Source organism: Natranaerobius thermophilus JW/NM-WN-LF, from assembly GCF_000020005.1.
Taxonomy (GTDB): Bacteria; Bacillota; Natranaerobiia; order Natranaerobiales; family Natranaerobiaceae; genus Natranaerobius; species Natranaerobius thermophilus.
Map to the genome: position 1 here is coordinate 761,017 of NC_010718.1, position 17,416 is coordinate 778,432.

The 17,416-nt window shown below is 35.0% G+C and carries 16 protein-coding genes and 1 pseudogene; 6 read left to right on the top strand and 11 right to left on the bottom strand.

What is annotated here, in order from left to right; all coding sequences use genetic code 11:
• Positions 1–10: 10 nt before the first annotated feature.
• The 3 genes and pseudogenes from NTHER_RS03800 to NTHER_RS03810 form a co-directional block, all read right to left on the bottom strand.
• Positions 11–538: a superoxide dismutase family protein gene (locus tag NTHER_RS03800; protein WP_012447207.1), complete on the bottom strand. Its 528-nt coding sequence runs from the start codon at positions 536–538 to the stop codon at positions 11–13.
• Between the two features lie 216 nt (positions 539–754).
• Positions 755–934 carry a hypothetical protein gene (locus NTHER_RS03805; RefSeq protein WP_012447208.1) on the bottom strand — a complete coding sequence of 60 codons (180 nt, stop codon included), beginning with the start codon at positions 932–934 and terminating at the stop codon, positions 755–757.
• Between the two features lie 110 nt (positions 935–1,044).
• Positions 1,045–1,605: pseudogene (locus NTHER_RS03810) on the bottom strand (peptide-methionine (S)-S-oxide reductase MsrA); the annotation flags it as partial.
• A gap of 520 nt (positions 1,606–2,125) precedes the next feature.
• Here NTHER_RS03810 and nhaC point away from each other — a divergent pair.
• On the top strand, positions 2,126–3,529 hold the full coding sequence (nhaC, locus tag NTHER_RS03815; RefSeq protein WP_012447210.1) for a Na+/H+ antiporter NhaC: 1,404 nt from the start codon (positions 2,126–2,128) through the stop codon (positions 3,527–3,529).
• Positions 3,530–3,846: 317 nt separating this feature from the next.
• Here the strand turns inward: nhaC and NTHER_RS03820 are convergent, their stop codons facing one another.
• Entirely contained in the window at positions 3,847–5,238 is a 1,392-nt protein-coding gene (locus NTHER_RS03820; RefSeq protein WP_202943851.1) for an ISNCY family transposase, read from the bottom strand.
• Positions 5,239–5,377: 139 nt separating this feature from the next.
• Between NTHER_RS03820 and NTHER_RS15065 the strand changes: the two genes are divergently transcribed.
• A complete protein-coding gene (locus NTHER_RS15065; RefSeq protein WP_012447211.1) occupies positions 5,378–5,935 on the top strand; it encodes a class I SAM-dependent methyltransferase in 558 nt (185 codons plus the stop codon).
• Between the two features lie 147 nt (positions 5,936–6,082).
• On the opposite strand, the gene NTHER_RS03830 is transcribed toward NTHER_RS15065, so the two are convergent.
• Positions 6,083–8,089 carry a transglycosylase domain-containing protein gene (locus NTHER_RS03830; protein WP_012447212.1) on the bottom strand — a complete coding sequence of 669 codons (2,007 nt, stop codon included), beginning with the start codon at positions 8,087–8,089 and terminating at the stop codon, positions 6,083–6,085.
• 208 nt (positions 8,090–8,297) lie between these two features.
• Between NTHER_RS03830 and NTHER_RS03835 the strand changes: the two genes are divergently transcribed.
• Together NTHER_RS03835 and NTHER_RS03840 are read left to right on the top strand one after the other, a co-directional pair.
• Positions 8,298–8,498 carry a helix-turn-helix transcriptional regulator gene (locus NTHER_RS03835; protein WP_012447213.1) on the top strand — a complete coding sequence of 67 codons (201 nt, stop codon included), beginning with the start codon at positions 8,298–8,300 and terminating at the stop codon, positions 8,496–8,498.
• Between the two features lie 7 nt (positions 8,499–8,505).
• The gene (locus NTHER_RS03840) at positions 8,506–12,027 is read left to right on the top strand and encodes a PQQ-binding-like beta-propeller repeat protein (RefSeq protein ID WP_012447214.1); all 3,522 of its coding nucleotides are present in this window, start codon (positions 8,506–8,508) and stop codon (positions 12,025–12,027) included.
• 85 nt (positions 12,028–12,112) lie between these two features.
• Here NTHER_RS03840 and NTHER_RS03845 read toward each other — a convergent pair whose 3' ends face one another.
• Positions 12,113–12,382, bottom strand: a complete 270-nt coding sequence (locus NTHER_RS03845; RefSeq protein ID WP_012447215.1) for a TIGR03905 family TSCPD domain-containing protein — start codon at positions 12,380–12,382, stop codon at positions 12,113–12,115.
• Between the two features lie 334 nt (positions 12,383–12,716).
• Here NTHER_RS03845 and NTHER_RS03850 point away from each other — a divergent pair, with 334 nt between their 5' ends.
• Positions 12,717–13,517 carry a class I SAM-dependent methyltransferase gene (locus NTHER_RS03850; protein WP_012447216.1) on the top strand — a complete coding sequence of 267 codons (801 nt, stop codon included), beginning with the start codon at positions 12,717–12,719 and terminating at the stop codon, positions 13,515–13,517.
• A gap of 44 nt (positions 13,518–13,561) precedes the next feature.
• On the opposite strand, the gene NTHER_RS03855 is transcribed toward NTHER_RS03850, so the two are convergent.
• The 5 genes from NTHER_RS03855 to NTHER_RS03875 form a co-directional block, all read right to left on the bottom strand.
• Complete coding sequence (locus NTHER_RS03855; RefSeq protein ID WP_012447217.1) at positions 13,562–13,771, bottom strand: helix-turn-helix transcriptional regulator; 210 nt, start codon at positions 13,769–13,771, stop codon at positions 13,562–13,564.
• Positions 13,771–14,082 carry a DUF3796 domain-containing protein gene (locus tag NTHER_RS03860; RefSeq protein WP_012447218.1) on the bottom strand — a complete coding sequence of 104 codons (312 nt, stop codon included), beginning with the start codon at positions 14,080–14,082 and terminating at the stop codon, positions 13,771–13,773. Before NTHER_RS03860 ends, NTHER_RS03855 begins: the two co-directional genes overlap by 1 nt.
• A 40-nt stretch (positions 14,083–14,122) precedes the next feature.
• Positions 14,123–14,737 carry a DUF418 domain-containing protein gene (locus NTHER_RS03865; RefSeq protein WP_012447219.1) on the bottom strand — a complete coding sequence of 205 codons (615 nt, stop codon included), beginning with the start codon at positions 14,735–14,737 and terminating at the stop codon, positions 14,123–14,125.
• 125 nt (positions 14,738–14,862) lie between these two features.
• Positions 14,863–15,561: a response regulator gene (locus NTHER_RS03870; protein WP_012447220.1), complete on the bottom strand. Its 699-nt coding sequence runs from the start codon at positions 15,559–15,561 to the stop codon at positions 14,863–14,865.
• On the bottom strand, positions 15,558–16,739 hold the full coding sequence (locus tag NTHER_RS03875) for a sensor histidine kinase (protein ID WP_012447221.1): 1,182 nt from the start codon (positions 16,737–16,739) through the stop codon (positions 15,558–15,560). The genes NTHER_RS03870 and NTHER_RS03875 overlap by 4 nt, the downstream gene beginning before the upstream one ends.
• 171 nt (positions 16,740–16,910) lie before the next feature.
• On the opposite strand from NTHER_RS03875, the gene NTHER_RS15070 reads away from it, so the two are divergent.
• Complete coding sequence (locus NTHER_RS15070) at positions 16,911–17,414, top strand: hypothetical protein (RefSeq protein WP_012447222.1); 504 nt, start codon at positions 16,911–16,913, stop codon at positions 17,412–17,414.
• The last annotated feature ends 2 nt before the right edge of the window (positions 17,415–17,416 follow it).

Below are 17,416 nucleotides of genomic sequence, written 5' to 3' on the forward strand. Positions count from 1 at the left end.
AAATCCAATATTAATTTAATGCTCTTAGCTTATACATTGGATGATCTTTAATGTCAATATATTCGTACTTTACAACACCACAAGCTAAGCGTCTTCCAGATTTACCTGTGGGATTCGTTCTGAAATCGTCGGGGCTTTCGTGAATAATAACTGCTTTGTCAATAATATCTTGTACATGAAAGCGGCTTGTAAAGAAGCATGTACGTGCAATTCCATTATGGGAGAATAGTACTGGGAAATCACCAGCGTGGTTTCCGTGAGGTTGGTTATCTGGATCCCAATGTCCCCCTGCTGCTTGAAAAGGATCTTCGGGATTGCCTTCCTTACAGGTACCAATTTCGTGAAGATGAAAACCGTGAGGCCCTATTGGAGGCTGATGAGATTCCCTCTGAAAAGATGGTAGCCCTTCTATATCGGCACAGATTACTGTACCATTTTTAACACTGTCAAAAGTGACGATTCCCTTGAGATCAGGTGCTAATGAGCCACCCTTTATCCGCGCCATAGCCACTTTGATAATATTTCGAGTATCATACATTTGGGTTGTCCCCCCAAGAACTGTTTACTGCAGGGTATGTGGGAAAGAGGGACATTGTGTAAATGCAAATTTTATTTTTTCTATTATTGATAAGTTGTGACTGCAAATATTTTTTATTTAGTTTGATGACTAGAATATCATAAAGAACTTCTTCTTTATGATCTGTATGAAAAAAGAGCCAGATTTGTTACTGGCTCTAAAATCATGGAATAATGATTACTCATTGTCTTCATAATTACAATCTTCAGGATATCCTTCTTCCATTTCGGCATGATCACAACTTGTGCAAGTATAATATCGTTTCTTTTCACAAAGATCTATATTATCTTTAGGGCATTTGATGGCCAGAGTTGCGCCGCACTTTTTGCAAGTCTTTTTATCTGGTTCTCTTGTCATTGGTTTCACCCTTTCTTTCAATTATAAAATTATAAAATAATGTAATATTATTGGTATATGTAGTATAACTTATGACAGTACTTTTTACAATGCAAATTTGCAATTAATACTCATTTAACACCAGCTTTTAAATATTCCTGAGTTTTCTGGGATAGTCCGAATAAGGGGAACTCTCGTTCTAATTGTGTTAAAGTTCCAAAACCAGCCACATAACCGTTAATACGTGCAGTGGCTGTTGAATCAACAAATTCTTGAAAATCTTTATAGTAACCTCTCAATTCATTCATAAGTACCGGAGTGTTTTGTAAATAAAACTTTTGATGATAGTTTTCGGCTTGATAAAATTTAGTTACTGGATTGATCTCTGTATATATTTGTGTACCTAATTTAGTTTCTTGAGTTTTCCTAGATTTTTGTGCAATATATTTTTGATCTTCATTGTGATAAAAAATTATAGACATATACTGACGGGTAGGTGCTTTCACTCTGGGATTGTGGCTCTTCCAAAAGATATCCAAAAGCTGTTCAAGAGTGATTTGTGATGGCACGTAATCTATTTCTATTGTTTCTGAATGATCCCCAAGATTATAATATGTAGGGTTTTCCTTTTCACCACCGGCATAACCGACTCTAGTACTTACTACTCCATCCAACTGCCCAAACTGGGCATCAGGTCCCCAGAATCATCCCATGGCAAAAGTAGCAGTGGTGATTTTTGCGGAATTCTTTTGATCTATCAAAGGTTTAGATGTGTTGGAACTAATATCCGATTCATTCAAATTTATTCCCCCCTTTTTATTAAAGTTATTTCAAATATAGTTTGATACTTACCAAGAATGATTATTACAAATTTAACGTTAATAGTTATTATAATTATATCATATTGAGTAAAATCATTATTTGTCGCATTTGTCAAACTAATTTTACATTTTAAAACTTTACAAATTCAAATTTTGATTATATAATTACTATTAATAGTATTGTTTTTATTAATATGTAACTACAGTAATTGGTTCTTTTGAAGAAACATTCAGAAAATTAACCAAAATAGGGGGGGGTGAAGAGAAACCTTGAGATGAGATTGTGCGAGTAAACTAGATGATTTTTACAATCCTTTGTAACAGATTCTGTAACATTAAGCTTGGTGAACTTGGTAATTATTTCAGAACATACCATTTAGGAGGGATATTTATGAACGAAAGTAATCAGAATTTTAAAAAGCCTTCTGCTGGACAAGCTTTCACACCTTTAATTGCACTAATAGTATTAGTTGCTTATGCTGCTATTTTCTTGGGAGCAGATGTGCATATTCCGCTTTTTATTGCAGTTGTGATTACAGCTATAGTAGCTGTTGCCTGGATTGGCCATGAATGGAAGGTAGTTCAAGATGGTATGATTAAAGGGATTAATTTTGCCCTTGATGCAGTAATAATTTTATCTATTGTTGGAATTTTAGTTGGTAGTTGGGTTGAAGGTGGAATTGTACCTACAATAGTTTACTACGGTTTACAAATGATTTCACCACAAATATTTTTAATTGCAACACTTATTATTTGTGCACTAGTATCAATATTTACTGGAAGTTCATGGAGTTCTCTTGCTACGGTTGGTTTAGCTATGTTTGGAATTGGTGAAGGTCTTGGTATACCAGGTGGTATGACTGTAGGTGCTATTGTATCTGGAGCTTACTTTGGAGATAAATTATCTCCACTTTCTGATACTACTGTTGTAGCTTCAGGTGCTGCAGGAGTAAATATTTATGATCACATTAAGCATATGTTATGGGTATCAGGTCCGGGATTTGTAATTTCTCTTATAGTTTTTGGTATATTTGGTTTACAGTATGCAGGATCAGATTTGGATGCTGATAGAATTAGTGAAATTACTGGAGCTATTTCAGGCAGCTTTAATGTAAGTCCAATAATGTTTATACCTTTAATTGTAGTACTAGTGATGATTCTTATGAGAGTTCCCCCGATACCTGCTTTAGTAGGTGGTTGTTTCTTGGGTCTTATTTGGGCTATGGTATTTCAGGGATCTTCATTCGCCGATGTATTAGGGTCAATGAACTATGGATTTGTCATGGAAAGTAACGTAGAACTTGTCGATGACTTGTTTACTACCGGTGGACTTCAAAGTATGATGTGGACTATATCACTAATATTAATAGCTTTGACCTTTGGTGGAATAATTGAGCATACGAAAATGATGGAAGTTATTCTGGAAAAGATCCTCAATATAGCGACTACAAAAAGATCTCTAATAATTGTTTCTCACATTACCACATTGATTCTAATTTTGACTGTACTTTCTCACTATTTAACCCACGTACTAACTTGTAGAGCATACAAGCACGCCTTTGAAGAAAGAGGACTACACGCTAAAAACGTTTCCCGTATCTCTGAAGCCTGGGGTACTCTACCTTCTTCCTTAATTCCATGGGGACCATGTGGTGCTTATGTATTTGGTCTTTTTGGAGTACCTGTAATAGAGTATTTCCCATTTGCAATTTATATTCTTGCAACAATGGTCGTTTCGATGGTATTTGCCATTGTAGGTTTCAGTATGGAACCATATGAGAAAACAGAGGCTTAAAAATTAATAAAATAGTTTAGATTTTAGGAAGTTGATCTTCTTTAAAAGTAAGTATCTTTTAAAGAAGATTGAAGGGCTATCATAACTGGATGGCCCTTCTTTTATTTCATCTTCTTATTTATTTCTTTTTTTAAGTTCTTTGATATATCGCCCTTTTAATCGTAATAACAGTTTCATAGAACATTCTTAGGGTGACAATATCACAGAACAACTACAAAGGTTAAAAATCAAAATGTCAATGTTCTTTGAAAATGTCACCTAAAAACGCATAAATTTGTTCAGAGAAAATGTCACCCCCCAGGAAGGTAGACCGAGTTTTAAACTCGGTCCCTGGTATTTAGTATAGTATCTAAAAGTTCTTGATCAGTCAGGTCGTAGTTAAGATTTGTTCTTTCACTTTGTTTTCTCCAAGGGTGATTTTCATCTGGGACTATTCTATTTTTAGGTGATTGCGTTGTTTTAACTTTTTTGGTCATTTTAGTAGTTGAAGGCTTGTCCACAATTTGAGTTTCAAACACCATATCTTTATATTTTACTTTAACTCCAAATTTAGGATTAGATAGGACAGTAACTTTAGATTTAGGAACCAGTTGACTATTTTTATCTAAAATTTGATAGTAACTTCCTTCAAAAGAGAAAGTGGCACTGTTGTCCACAGTTCTTTTGAATTTAGAACAAAGTATATGATCAAGATTAATATCTTGATTTAAACAGGTAAAAGCCGATAGCTCATTTTCGGGCTTTAGGGCAAATCTTTTATTAAAATCAGGCAAGAAATCTTTTTGTAAAAATTCATTAGCTTTCTCCATGGTAGTTATATTGTGTAGCTTAAAAAGTGTGGGCAGTCTGCTTTGTAAAGTATCAAAAAGCCTTTCAACTCGTCCTTTTGCTTGTGGAGAGTTAGCAGGTATAATAGTGACTCCTAACTCTTCCATAGCTGCACCAAATTGAGTAGGCTTAACTTGTTTACCTGCGAGCTGTTCATCAATCGAAAGCTTGTCCGATTTAGGTGATCTAAAAATAGTGTGCTTATCGCTATAAAGACTTGCAGGAATACCATAGTTTGAAATTAACTGATGCATAATCTGAAAGTATCCCTCAAGACATTCATTTTCAACAAAAAATAATCCTAGCAAAGCTCCTGTGGCATCATCGATAGCAGCGTGTAAATCACAATCAAAGCCAGTGTCAAACCAGTCATAAGGTGAGGCGTCTATTTGTACTAAAAGTCCCATTCTGTCCTTGCGTTTGCGTCTGTGGTGACTCTTACTCTTTTTATGTTTTTTAGGACTAGAAATTCCAGCTTTACTAAGAATTCTATGAACAACTGGCCTACTGATAGAGATTTTTTCTCGCTCGTTTAAAAGTTCTGTAAAATGAGTGAAATTTGCATTTGGGTATTTTTCTAACTTTAGAGAAATGATATGTTTTTCAGTACTTTCAGGAACAGAATGATCAGGCTTTTTACCTCGGCTTTTATGTATGACAAAACTGGGTCCTTCTAGTTGCACTCCTTTCTTCAGTCGTTTAATTTGTCGATCACTGAGGTTCAAAGCTCGTGCTGCATCTCTAATGGTTAAGTAGCCATCAATTGTTTGATTGATAATATTTAGTTTTTTAATTTCTTCTTGGGTCATTTGATATGTCACCTTTTTAGTCATAGTGACATTTTCACAGAACATTCTAGGGGTGACAATATCACAGAACAATTACAAAGGTTAAAAATCAAAATTGACAAATAAAATGTATTAGGATAATATTTACCATAGGTGATTGATTGAGAATGATTTTCATCTTCAACCAGGAAAAGACTAACTATAGAATCAAAGAATAAAAGGAGTGTAAAAAGTGGAACTTAAACATAATAGTACAAAATTGTTTGGATCTTTAGAAAAAATTAGTTGTCTTTTATTTCCTTGTTATCATTTTTACTGTTATCTTTATAAAAGTGTTGTAAAAAATGAAATAAAACTAGGACAAATCACTTCAGAGGATAAAGTTTTGAATATTGGCTGTGGTGCGATTCCTTTTACAGCAATTCATATTGCTAAACTTACTGGTGCTGAAGTTATTGCTGTTGATCGTGATTTGGATACAATTGAAAAAGCAAAATACTATTTAAATTATTATTATAAAGATTTAAATATTTCATTTAAACAAAGTGATGCTTCTATTGATGTCCCTAATTCTTTTGATGTTGCTATTGTTGCTTTACAAGTTAATAATAAAGCCTCTGTATTTGAAAATTTGTATTCAAAAAGCAAAGAGGGCGGCAGACTGATTTTCAGGGAACCGCCAATGGTTTTTCAAAAAATATATGATTCTTTACCGACTTATTACAAAGCAACTGATAAAGTTGAGCAAAGGGTGAAAACCATTAGAGGATCAATTTTGTATAACACTTGATGAAAGGATATGTGTAGAACTTGTATGGATAGTTTAATGTTGATGGATTTTATAAAAATAAATTGCAAGTTCTCAAATCTATCAATTATCAGTATAACATTTAAAATGTTGGAAAAGTCCCAAAGTGATTGCGAACTTAAACAATGCTTAGAACCAAAAATCCCACTCCCACCAATTGGGTTCTTCAATGTAGGGACAATCTTGGTAAGAACAGTCTTCTGCAGGTGCAGTTCCTTCAATAAATAGCTCTTTTTCACTATCAGCAGTACAATATTCTGATTGGATTAGACCGGTTTCCTGACAAATAGTTTCTGTCACTACATTATCCGGTCTGGTAAAATCCTTAGGAGGTATAGCATGAGATGCCTCTTCTACAAATTTAGCCCATATTGGTGCGGCCAGACTGCCTCCCGTACCCTGTAGTGGCTCTTCTTGATCATTACCGATATATATTCCTACAACCAGATCAGGTGTATATCCGACCATATAGGCATCTCTAAAGCCTTGAGAAGTTCCGGTTTTACCAGCCCCAGGCCTCTCTAAAATTTGAGATACCCTTTCAGCGGTACCTCCTGGTTCTAGTGCGTCTTTCATCATATCTGTCATGAGATAAGCTATACCTTCGTCAATTACTTTTTCTTTTTCTGCAGAGTTATTTATCAATTCTTCATTGTTATGATCTGTGGCTTGATTGAGTATAACAGGTTCTATACGGTAGCCACCATTTGCAAATGGTGCGTAGGCAGCAGTTAGTTCTAATAAATTGACTTCTGAACTACCCAGAGGCGTTGACAAATGGTTACCGATAGAACTTTCAACTCCCAACCTATCTGCCATTTCTGCGGCAGCGTCCCTTCCGATCTTCTGATTCAACTTTACTGCTGTAATATTGCAAGATTCGGCTAGAGCTCTTCTCAAGGTCAAATTCTCATCATGAAATCCCCCATCAAAATCAGTAGGCTCATAGGGTTCGTCCATGCCTTCCTCTTGAAGAGAGATAGGTTCACAAAGAAAAGTGTCTGCTATGGTATAATCTTGTTCTAGGGCAGCGGCATATACTAGGGGTTTAAAGGCAGACCCCGGTGATCTGGATATATTCACCCGGTTCAACATAGTTTCCTGATAGTCCCTACCTCCTACCAGGGCCCTTATCTTACCGGTATCGGGTTCTAAAGCCACTAAAGCTCCTTGTGGTTGTTTAGTACCTTCCTCGTCCTTACTTGTTTCAGGTAATTCTTCGTCTAGAATCCGTTCTGCCACTTCCTGCATGTGAGGATCTATGGTTGTGTGAAAATCAAATCCTCCTTTTTGAATTGTTTCTGGATCATCTTCGGTGATCTCATCAAGTTCTTGATTCATAATTTGCTCCACCACGTAGTTACTTTCTCGAGGTAAAGCGAACTCTTCATTCAACTCCAGTTCCTCATTCAAAGCCTGCTCTAGCTCACTGGGACTTATAAATCCTTCTTCCTCCATCAATTTTAAGATAATGCGCTGTCGATTATAGGCAGATTCTTCATTGATGAAAGGAGAATAATATCCAGGACCCCTAGGAATCCCAGCTAACATAGCAGCTTCTGCCGTATTGAGTTCGTCTGCTGGCTTGTCAAAATACAGCTGAGAAGCCGCCTCTATACCGTAAGTTGAATGGCCGTAATAGATAGTGTTTAAGTATTTTTCCATGATTTCATCTTTGGAAAACTTACGTTCTAAATTAATTGCTATAGCAGCTTCTTCCAGTTTCCTATCCCAAGTCCTATCATGATTTAAGTAAAGGTTTTTAGCCAGTTGCTGGGTAATGGTACTGCCACCTTGTGTTATTCGCCTTTCCCTTAAATTTTGATAAGCAGCCCTGGCAATTCCCGTGAAATCAAAACCACTGTGACTGTAAAAATCACTATCTTCCACGGCCACGGTTGCCCAGACAACCTGTTCTGATATTTCTTCTAGAGGGACTTTGGTCCGGTTTTCAACAAACTGGGTAGTCATCAGTTCACCATCATGATAGTAGAAGCGAGAGGTTTGAGCCTGTTGGCTATCTGGCAGTTCTTCCATGCTAAATACCATATAGGTAAAAAAACCTAAACCACCACTTATTAAGACTGCTATTATAATCAGTAAAGTTATAACTAGTTGTGACCACTTGAATTTCATATACATCATCCTTTATCAAATATTAACTACAAGCAACTAATATTGGTTCACTTGTCACGTACTCATTTATTTTACTATAAAGTTAAGCTAAAAGTAAGGTTAAAGGTAGGAGTAATTGTTAGCAATGTAAAATATAATTGACAATAGCTTGTTTATATTATACATTAAATGTATATAATTTCTAAATTGAATCAGCAGGAGTGGTGGTATGAAAAAAAGAACCAAGATAAAATCAGCCAGACTAGAACAGGAACTAACCCAGGAACAACTGGCGAAAAGGGTTAAGGCTACAAGACAAACTATTAGCTTGATTGAAGCGGGGAAGTACAATCCCAGCTTAAAGCTTTGTTTGGCTATTTGTAAGGTTTTAGGTAAAACATTGGATGATCTTTTTTGGGAGGAGGATTGAATAAACCATGGAGGTAACTATTGATCGCTTAAAGGGAATTATATTATTGTCATTACTAGTTATACATATCACAATATTCACCGGCTGTACTACTGCTGATGATGACTACGCTGATATAGTCAAGGAGTTCTTTCAAGGAGTAATGGAGCAGGAAGAGGACGTAATTCAAGATCTATCTGCAGAAGAATTAGAGGATGTAGAGTTTAACCTTTGGAATGTCTATCAAGAAGAGCAACTTCGAGACATATTACGAGATAAGGTAGAGATATCTGTTCATAATCAAGAAAGTACTGACTCAAAAGTGAAATTTGATGTTTCTTTGTACTTACCGAATTTTCAAGAACTTAACCAAGAATTTTTAACAGCCTCGAAAGATTTGGCAATAGAGGGTGACTTAACTGAAGAAAAAACACAAGATCTATTAAATGAAGAGATGGCTGAAATCTTAGACGAAGTTTCTTATAAAGTTGTAGAAGCTGGTCAAATAGTTTTGGTTCCACAAGAAAGTACAAAGAAAAATGAAAACTATGGAAATGAAAAAAATGTTGAGACCGATTCAGGTGAGCAGTGGCTTGTTAAAGAAGCGGATTTCTTGGAAAAAGATATACCGGATACCTTTGCAAAAGGAAAGTCTGTTAACTCTTTTGTGAACAATATCCAAACTCAACTGGACTTATTATATATACCCGAGGAGTTAGAAGATGACATTCATGACCTGATGAATATAGAGATAAAATCCCAGGGAGAAAATGGGCCTGATCAAATTATTTTTACTCATCCGGACTTTGAAGAGCTACATAAACAACTAGAAACGGAGGTAATGGCAAGAATACCTGAAGTAACAAGGATGGATAATGAAGACTTACTGTCTGGAGTTAAAAATAATTATTCAGATATAATCCAACGAGAAGAGTTAGAGATCCACGAATATGAGATTGAACTGCCTGTAGAGGAAGATGCCCAGGTATATCAAGAATTTGTAGCAGAGGATGCTGTTAGAAAGGCTATCAATACAGCTCGATTTTCACTTCATGAACTCCAGGGAGAAGATCTGATCAAGCATCAAAGGACAGGGAGTGACTTTGGGTATAGAGGTCAAAACCATGAAATGAAAGACGGTCATTATCTTTACAGTGAGGATGAAAAGAATTTATATATTACCGTGGAAGAAGGCGAGACGTATTCTATAGAGGACGGTGAACTGACAGATGGGATTGTATGGAATAACAAAATCATTATCAGTGGCAGTCAAGGTACATATCTTTATGAAAAAGAAAATGATTCACTAGTAAAAACAGAAAAGTTGTTGGATGAACAGGTTGAATTAAAGAAACTAGAACAACAACAGGATTACTTCATTGCTTATACAAAAAATGAGCATCTTGACTTTCTCAGAGACAACACCTTAGAAATAGAAGGCCAGGATAACCTTTGGGTTTTTCACAAAGAAAATGATAAGTTAACTGTCAAAGAAAGTTTCGGGGATGGTCTTACCTTTGCCGATGTGGAAGAGATTAGTGAAGATCAACTTTTAATTTCCACTTTTGAAGAGGGGATTTTGCTGTTAGACCTAGAATCAATGAATTCTCAAAAGATAGGAATAGGAGGTCCACAAGAATTACAGAATTGGCAGGAGATAGGCAGGATTAGTGAAGATATAGAAACCGAAGAAGATTCAGATGCTAATCTCCATATCGAAATAATTGGAGTAGATTTTAAAAATGATTCTTCAGGCGAGGATTTTGGAACTATAGCAACAAAGACCCGGCTTATTAATGATGAGAGAACTTCGCATACATTTTTCATACAGATATTTGCATCTGAAGAACCCGAGCTAAAGCAAAGTTACAGCCTGGTTAGTGAAACGGCTGTTGAACCTGTAGAAGACGGTGTTGTCAACAGTACAGATCCAGAGATCACTTTTGATCAATTAAAATATCACGACAATACCTCTAATTGGATTAATAGTGCCGGCTCTTATTTGAAGAAAACCTGGACTGTGTTTGAATTAAAAGAAGATAAAGTTTATCAATTAGCAGAGGAAACAACAGACCGAGATAACAGGGTTATGGGTATCGATATGGATTCAGACAAAAATATAGATTATGGTGTCCAAGATTATCAGGCTGGAGCTCCTTTGAGCGATATTATGAAAGAAATTCATAATATCGGGATTCCTGGTAAAGGTACTTCTGTATTTTTGACAGATATAACCGATGATGGTATTACTGACTTTTTATACAACTCATATAGTGGTAACTACCTGGCTTCAAACAGTGAACAAAATAAGTGTGAATTAACTTTATTGGAATTGAATGGTTTAATATCCGATATATCAGTTACCCCTATAGGAGTTTCATATGACCGAGAAGAGGTGGACTTCCAGGCCCGGACGGGTCCCCATATGCTTGTTTATTCTCTATCTTTTGATGATTTATTACAAGCGACTCAGGAGACCAATTATATACGAGATGATATGTTCCAGTGGTCTCGATATTTTAATTTAGAAGATTTAGAGTTTCATTCCTCACCTCTCAAAGAGGGAAATGTCTATCTGTATCAGGTGATGGGGGATATATTGAAAGCACTTGACCAGGAATCGGGTGAAACAATTTGGGAATTTCAAGCTGACTTGCAAACTGAAGAAACTCACCCCCTACTAAGACCGGTCCTGGTAGATGATTATCTGTTTACTGCCATTCAAGATACCTACTATGATCAACAAGGACTAGTTCCGCAGTTATACAAACTAGACAAGGAAACTGGGGAAATAGAACTAAGCATTGAATTGGATAATTTCGCGGAACATATTTACAATGATGGGCAGAGGATTTATCTGGTTGATGAAGATGAACAGATTCTTGGTTACGATCATGATTTAAATAAACAGTGGCATAAGGATCTGGAAAATCTGGATAGATTATCACCTCTTCACATAAAACCCGATGGAGATAAAGTTGCAGTTATGACCAGGAATGGTGTTGTAATGCTGGATGGAAAAACAGGAGAGGTATCTCAGGATGATACGAATGGTGGTACTAAACAAAATATTAATCATGTCAGCGAGTATGAAGGAGATCTGTATGCATCTACGAAAGAAGAGATTATAACCCTGGACTGGTCAGAGAGTAATAAATCTAAACAAATTCTTGAAAATCCTTTAAAAGATGAGGAAATAATGGGTTTCAGCATCTTAGATGATGAACTTCTAGTTATTTCTCGAAACCACATTCTGTTATATGATTTAGAAGAGCAGGAATTTAACTGGAAAAAAGAGTTCACATCCCCTTTATTGCAGAGTAGAAGAATATCCCATACAATTGAAGGGGATAGCGTATTTATCAGTACTAGGGATTATATTTTAGAGATTGACATTGATACCGGGTTAGTAAAAAGCAAACAACCGATATTACGAGGAGGTTCTCCTTTGGCAGGTCCTCGGGTGGAGTATACGGAGAAGTTGAGCTATTTCAATATAAGTAGTCGGAATCGAGGTTTCCTTGAAACATTTAAACTAGATATAGAATAGATCATTTTAAAAAAATGGAGTTCTCTTAACAGAACTCCATTTTTTTACTTTACTAAGGTATATAAATCCAGTTATTTGAGGAATATCAAATTGAAACCTGTTCATTTCGAGTTTCTTGTAAATATTGTTCTAAGGCTTGTTTTAACTGATCGGGGCAAGAAGTCGTTTTAGCACCACATTCTATTCCCGCTAATCTTTCTATGGCCTCATATATGTTCATTCCCTCAATAAGTTTACTAATCCCCTGTAAGTTTCCGGAACATCCTGATACAAAAGAAACATTGCTAACCTGATCATTATGAACTTCAAAGGTGATTTTTTTGGCACAAACTTTTTCTGGACGATAAACGTACATAGTTAAGCCTCCTTTGGTTTGTATGTTTATTTCTATTAACCAACCAAATTGTATTTAAACACATTTTTAGAAGTTAGTAAAGGCACTTATATAAAAGGGAACCTTCACTCTTAATTCGAGTAGAAGGTTTAACCTCCTGAACAGCCAGAACTTTGTCACCAACATAGTAATATTTCCTCTTCTTGGAAGTGGTCTATTTTGGGTATTCTAGCATAAATTAGAGGTAAAATTTTAGAAAATAATGTATAATATAATTATTAGAATATAAACTGACCGAATTAATATGGGATTTGAAATATAAATCCTGAAAGTTTAAACATGGGGGAGACTTCTAATGAAAGAAACAACTTTATCACTGTTAATAAATCCATCCACTGGTAATGAACTCAAAAAGGAAGGACAAAAATTAATAGATACTAAAACAGGAGAACAATTTACTATTAGCGATGCAATACCTATTATGCTCAAAGATGATCAAGTGATAGGTCAAAACCATAAATACCAGAAAATATATGATTGGCTCAGTTACTTCTATGACACACTTACATTAATATACGCCAAGGTGTATGGTAGTGCCTATGATGTGGCGGCAGAATTAGCTCAAATTATTGAAATAGAAGAAAATGATCTGGTGTTAGAAACTTCTGTGGGTACAGGGAACCAAGTTAAAAATTTATTAGATCATGGTAAAACAGGACAATTTGTAGGGTTAGATATTTCTTATGGGATGTTAAAAAGATGTCAAAGTAAAACTCAATTATCATCCAACTTAGATCTTGTTCAAGGAAACGCTGAAATGTTGCCTTTTAAAGACGAATCTTTTGATGTTGTTTATCATTTTGGTGGAATCAATTTTTTCAATAATAGAAAAAAAGCTATTCTTGAAATGATCAGAGTAGCTAAACCTGGAGCTAAGATATATATTGGAGATGAAACAGAAGATGTGGTTAAGAAACAGCCGTCATTTTTAGATAGATTTTTTGAAACGCCTGGTCCTAAAAACGGTTCTGATATATATACACCACCTGTGGATTTGATACCAGATGATATGGAAAATGTTACGGAACGCAAATTATGGAATAATAGAATTTATCATATTTCTTTTCAAAAACCTAATGTAACCTCTCATGACTAAAGTCACGAGAATGCGTGGCGATTGGTTCAATAATTTAAACCTCGTTATTCATCAAATATAAACACCTCTTCAATAGTACTGTTTAATGCCCTGGATATTTTATACGCCAAGATTAAAGACAAGTTATACTTATTGTTTTCTATGTGCCCAATGGTTTCCCGTCTGACATTGACTTTCTTAGCTAGTTCTTCCTGAGTCAAATCATAACGGGCACGAAGTTCTTTAATTCGCGATTTAAATGTGATGTTTTCCATTAGGTATCACCACGTTTTTCGTAGTAGTTGAAAGAAAAGATAAATACTAATAGCTGAATAACAAATATGATAGCAATCATTAGAGCAGCAAATTCAATAGTTTCTGTTACCCCAATTATGACAATTGAGAGGACAAGAGCTACATTGCTTACAATGAAGGCATTAAATCCAGCCCGGGCAATGTTCTTTCTCAATAGCTCATCATCTGTTTGAGAAGAAATTCCGAAAAATCCGAAAAAACCAAAAAATCCATAGAAACCGTAATTACCCGTGAACATCCCAATTAAACCCAACAGACCTAAAAATCCCATGTATTTCAGTTTATTCGTTTTTATTTTAAATACCCCCCGTTTAGTTATTTAAAACTAACAAAATGTTAAAAATAATTAACGTGTTGTTACAATTATATAACATTAACTTCATAATAGCAAGACAAATATTGTGGCAACTGGACAATGATTCACATAAAGAAAAAGAATCATCAAAGGTGGCGTACCTCACCTTTGATCTTTCTGATTTATTTCTAAATAAGACTAATAAGAATCCACCCAAAGCATAAACATGCAGTATATCGCCGTACCATACTAAAATTAAATGTAGTATTCCGAAACCAAGTAATGCTAACATTCTTCTTTTAAATAGTTTTCTGGAATCCAGCCCCTTTTCTTCAGCCCTGGAAATAAAAATATAAAATCCTAACCCAAATAAAAATGAAAAGATTGTATAAAACTTACCTTCTGCGAATAACTGAATGAAAACAGCTGAGAGACGATCAATAGCTGATCCTAAGTGAAGCGGGTTGGTTAAAGGGGTGACGCCCTGTAAATGTGCTGGCAGTGTAAAATTAAAGGCAACTACGTTTACTAATAAAACACCAAATAATGCAACCCCCCTGATTATGTCGATCTCGCTTATTCTATTTTTTTCAGAAATTGGTGTATGTGCTGACATTGATATTTTGTTCATAAAAAATTACCTCCCTAAGCTTTGTTAAGTCAATTATAATAAGAGGGGAGGTAATATGATTAGTGACCCGAGTCATATGATCGGTCATATTTTATTATAGTAGATTTTCCATAATCGACATTGAGCTAAAACCCTAACTTTTGAAGATAAAGCACTGCACTTGTTCTTTCCTTGACCCCCAGTTTGCTGTAAATATTGGTGATATAATTTTTGACTGTCCCCTGGGTGATGAACAATTTTTCGGCGATCTTCTTGTTTGAAAGACCTGCTACCATTAATTGGGCAATTTCTATTTCCCGTTGGGTCAGTTCCTCGTATAGATTAATCTCTTTCTGACTTTCCTTACGATCTTGACTTTTTAACGGCTCATCTTTATGGTCATCAGTTGGTTGTTGCTTCCTATTATCTATTTTCCCAATGAGTTTGGCTGCAATAGAAGTGGGTATTAATAACTTATCATTATAAGCATCTCGTATAGAACTGATAAGCTTATCTCCGTCTATATCTTTTAATAAATAACCACTTGCACCATAGGAAAGGGCATCAACGATATATTCATCATGATCAAAGGTTGTCAGGATAATTATTTTAATTTCTGGATACTTCTCTTTAAGTTTTTTAGTGCATTCAACACCATCCATTTTAGGCATCCTGATATCCATCAGTATAATATCGGGAAGTAGCTTTTCACTGATTTCTAGGGTTTCTTCACCATTACTAGAAACCGCCACAACCTCCATATCATCTTCTAGGTCTATAATTGTTTTTAAGCTATCGGCAAGAATAGTTTGGTCATCTGCTATCATCACTTTAATTTTACTCATAATTCCTCACCTTCTTCTACCGGGATTTCAATAGACAGTATAAAACCACCATCTTGTTTGGAATTCGCTGTAAGGCTGCCTCCTAATTCTTCTACTCTGTCTTTCATAAAATTGAGGCCAAAGCCCATATCTTTATCTTCACTTCCCGTACCGTTATCTTCTAGGTCAAAATAAATATATTCCTGATCTTCTATTAGATTGAATTTGAAATATGTGCTGTTCCCGTGTTTAATCCCATTTGTTAACCCTTCCTGTAGTGCCCTCAAAATTACCTTTTGTTTAGTTTGACTGATTTGATCTTCTGAGACAGAAATATGGCAATCAATCTCTATGTCTGTTTGTTGCTCGGTCTCATGGATAAGATTATTAACTGCACTATTAAAATCAATGATTTCATTATGATCTTTAATATCTTTTATGGAATTTTTAATATTATTCAATCCTTTTCTCACTTGATCCTGGGCTAGTGACAGCTTTTCCTTAGCTAATTCCGGATCTTTATCTATTAAGCGCTTTGCGGCTTCAGTTCCAACTAGTACCGTTGTCAGGGTGTGACCGACGGTGTCATGGATATCATGGGCAATTCTATTTCTTTCTTTGATAACTGCCATATTTTCTAACTGTTTTTGGCTTTCTTCCAGTTTCTTATTTTTATACTCTAATTCTTTCAAGGTTTCATTAATAAAATTCCTTTGATTAACTTGATGTTTGACTAAATAAGTAATTAAAAAAACAAAAATATATCCAATACCATTTAATAAACCGATTACTAAAATGTCATTTAAAGTCATTTCAGGCCAGAGGGCTATCCAAGCATTTATCATAAAAGCCAAAAAAATTAGCAAAGTAAGGCTTAAAGCAAACTTTATAGAAAAATACAACACAGCATCAGCTATCAGGATGAAATAATATATTTGTGAAGCACCTGACTGGTCAAAATACATAATTATCGTAACAATCATAATTTCAAAAATGATTAAGGGGACTTCATATCTATGAATAACCTGAATTTTGTCAGATACGGTATAGCTTCGTGCCAGAAATGAACTCGCTAACAAAAATGATAGTATCAAAATTTCTATTTGATGTTCTGGGCTTTGAGTAATAGTACCTAAAAAAGCAAATAGGAAACCTATCAAAGTTAAAATATCAGAAATATTTTTAGTTCTCTGATCCAAATTCACCACTCCTCTAATAGTTAATTCGCCTAGTATTAATTGATATCCTTTTTTAGAATGTAAAGTTATACCTTATAGTAAAAAATAATAATGACTAGAGTCACTAATCAAAAAGTAATTTATATATTATAATATAGCTACAGTTCAACTATAAAACGAGGTGGTTATATAATGAATAGAACAGTAATTGGCATTATGTTAGTGGTTCTAGGAATTTTATTTTTATTAGGGAATCTAGGTATTCTGTCTGGGGCTTTGGTATTGTTATTAGTTGGTGGAGGGTTTTTGTTTTTCTATTATCATTCGGGTAAGAAAGCCTCTCATCGTAACATAGGATTATTGATCCCAGGCGCGATTTTGATTATGGTTGGTATTTATGACTTTTTAATAGAAACTCTCCGTATGCAGTATGTTGAAGGGTATTTGTTTTTTATATTCTTAAGTGTTGCCTTTGCAGGGATATATCTTATCCATACAAGAAATTTAAAGGAGTTATCTAGAGGGAAGAGAATATGGCCTCTTTATCCGGCCCTGGGCTTATTTATGTTTGGAATATTAATTGTATCAGAAAGACAGTTAGAATCAGAAATTGTCAGTGTGATTTTTAGTAATCTATTCCCCATTGCATTAATTATTACCGGAATTATTATTGTGATTAGGGCTGTGAATAAATAATT

Excerpts from the sequence above, each read along its gene's own strand:
- NTHER_RS03800 (WP_012447207.1), bottom strand. The coding sequence starts at position 538 with ATGTATGATACTCGAAATATTATCAAAGTGGCTATGGCGCGGATAAAG.
- NTHER_RS03805 (WP_012447208.1), bottom strand. The coding sequence starts at position 934 with ATGACAAGAGAACCAGATAAAAAGACTTGCAAAAAGTGCGGCGCAACT.
- nhaC (WP_012447210.1), top strand. The coding sequence starts at position 2,126 with ATGAACGAAAGTAATCAGAATTTTAAAAAGCCTTCTGCTGGACAAGCT.
- NTHER_RS03830 (WP_012447212.1), bottom strand. The coding sequence starts at position 8,089 with ATGAAATTCAAGTGGTCACAACTAGTTATAACTTTACTGATTATAATA.
- NTHER_RS03835 (WP_012447213.1), top strand. The coding sequence starts at position 8,298 with ATGAAAAAAAGAACCAAGATAAAATCAGCCAGACTAGAACAGGAACTA.
- NTHER_RS03840 (WP_012447214.1), top strand. The coding sequence starts at position 8,506 with ATGGAGGTAACTATTGATCGCTTAAAGGGAATTATATTATTGTCATTA.
- NTHER_RS03845 (WP_012447215.1), bottom strand. The coding sequence starts at position 12,382 with ATGTACGTTTATCGTCCAGAAAAAGTTTGTGCCAAAAAAATCACCTTT.
- NTHER_RS03850 (WP_012447216.1), top strand. The coding sequence starts at position 12,717 with ATGAAAGAAACAACTTTATCACTGTTAATAAATCCATCCACTGGTAAT.
- NTHER_RS03855 (WP_012447217.1), bottom strand. The coding sequence starts at position 13,771 with ATGGAAAACATCACATTTAAATCGCGAATTAAAGAACTTCGTGCCCGT.
- NTHER_RS03860 (WP_012447218.1), bottom strand. The coding sequence starts at position 14,082 with ATGGGATTTTTAGGTCTGTTGGGTTTAATTGGGATGTTCACGGGTAAT.
- NTHER_RS03865 (WP_012447219.1), bottom strand. The coding sequence starts at position 14,737 with ATGAACAAAATATCAATGTCAGCACATACACCAATTTCTGAAAAAAAT.
- NTHER_RS03870 (WP_012447220.1), bottom strand. The coding sequence starts at position 15,561 with ATGAGTAAAATTAAAGTGATGATAGCAGATGACCAAACTATTCTTGCC.
- NTHER_RS15070 (WP_012447222.1), top strand. The coding sequence starts at position 16,911 with ATGAATAGAACAGTAATTGGCATTATGTTAGTGGTTCTAGGAATTTTA.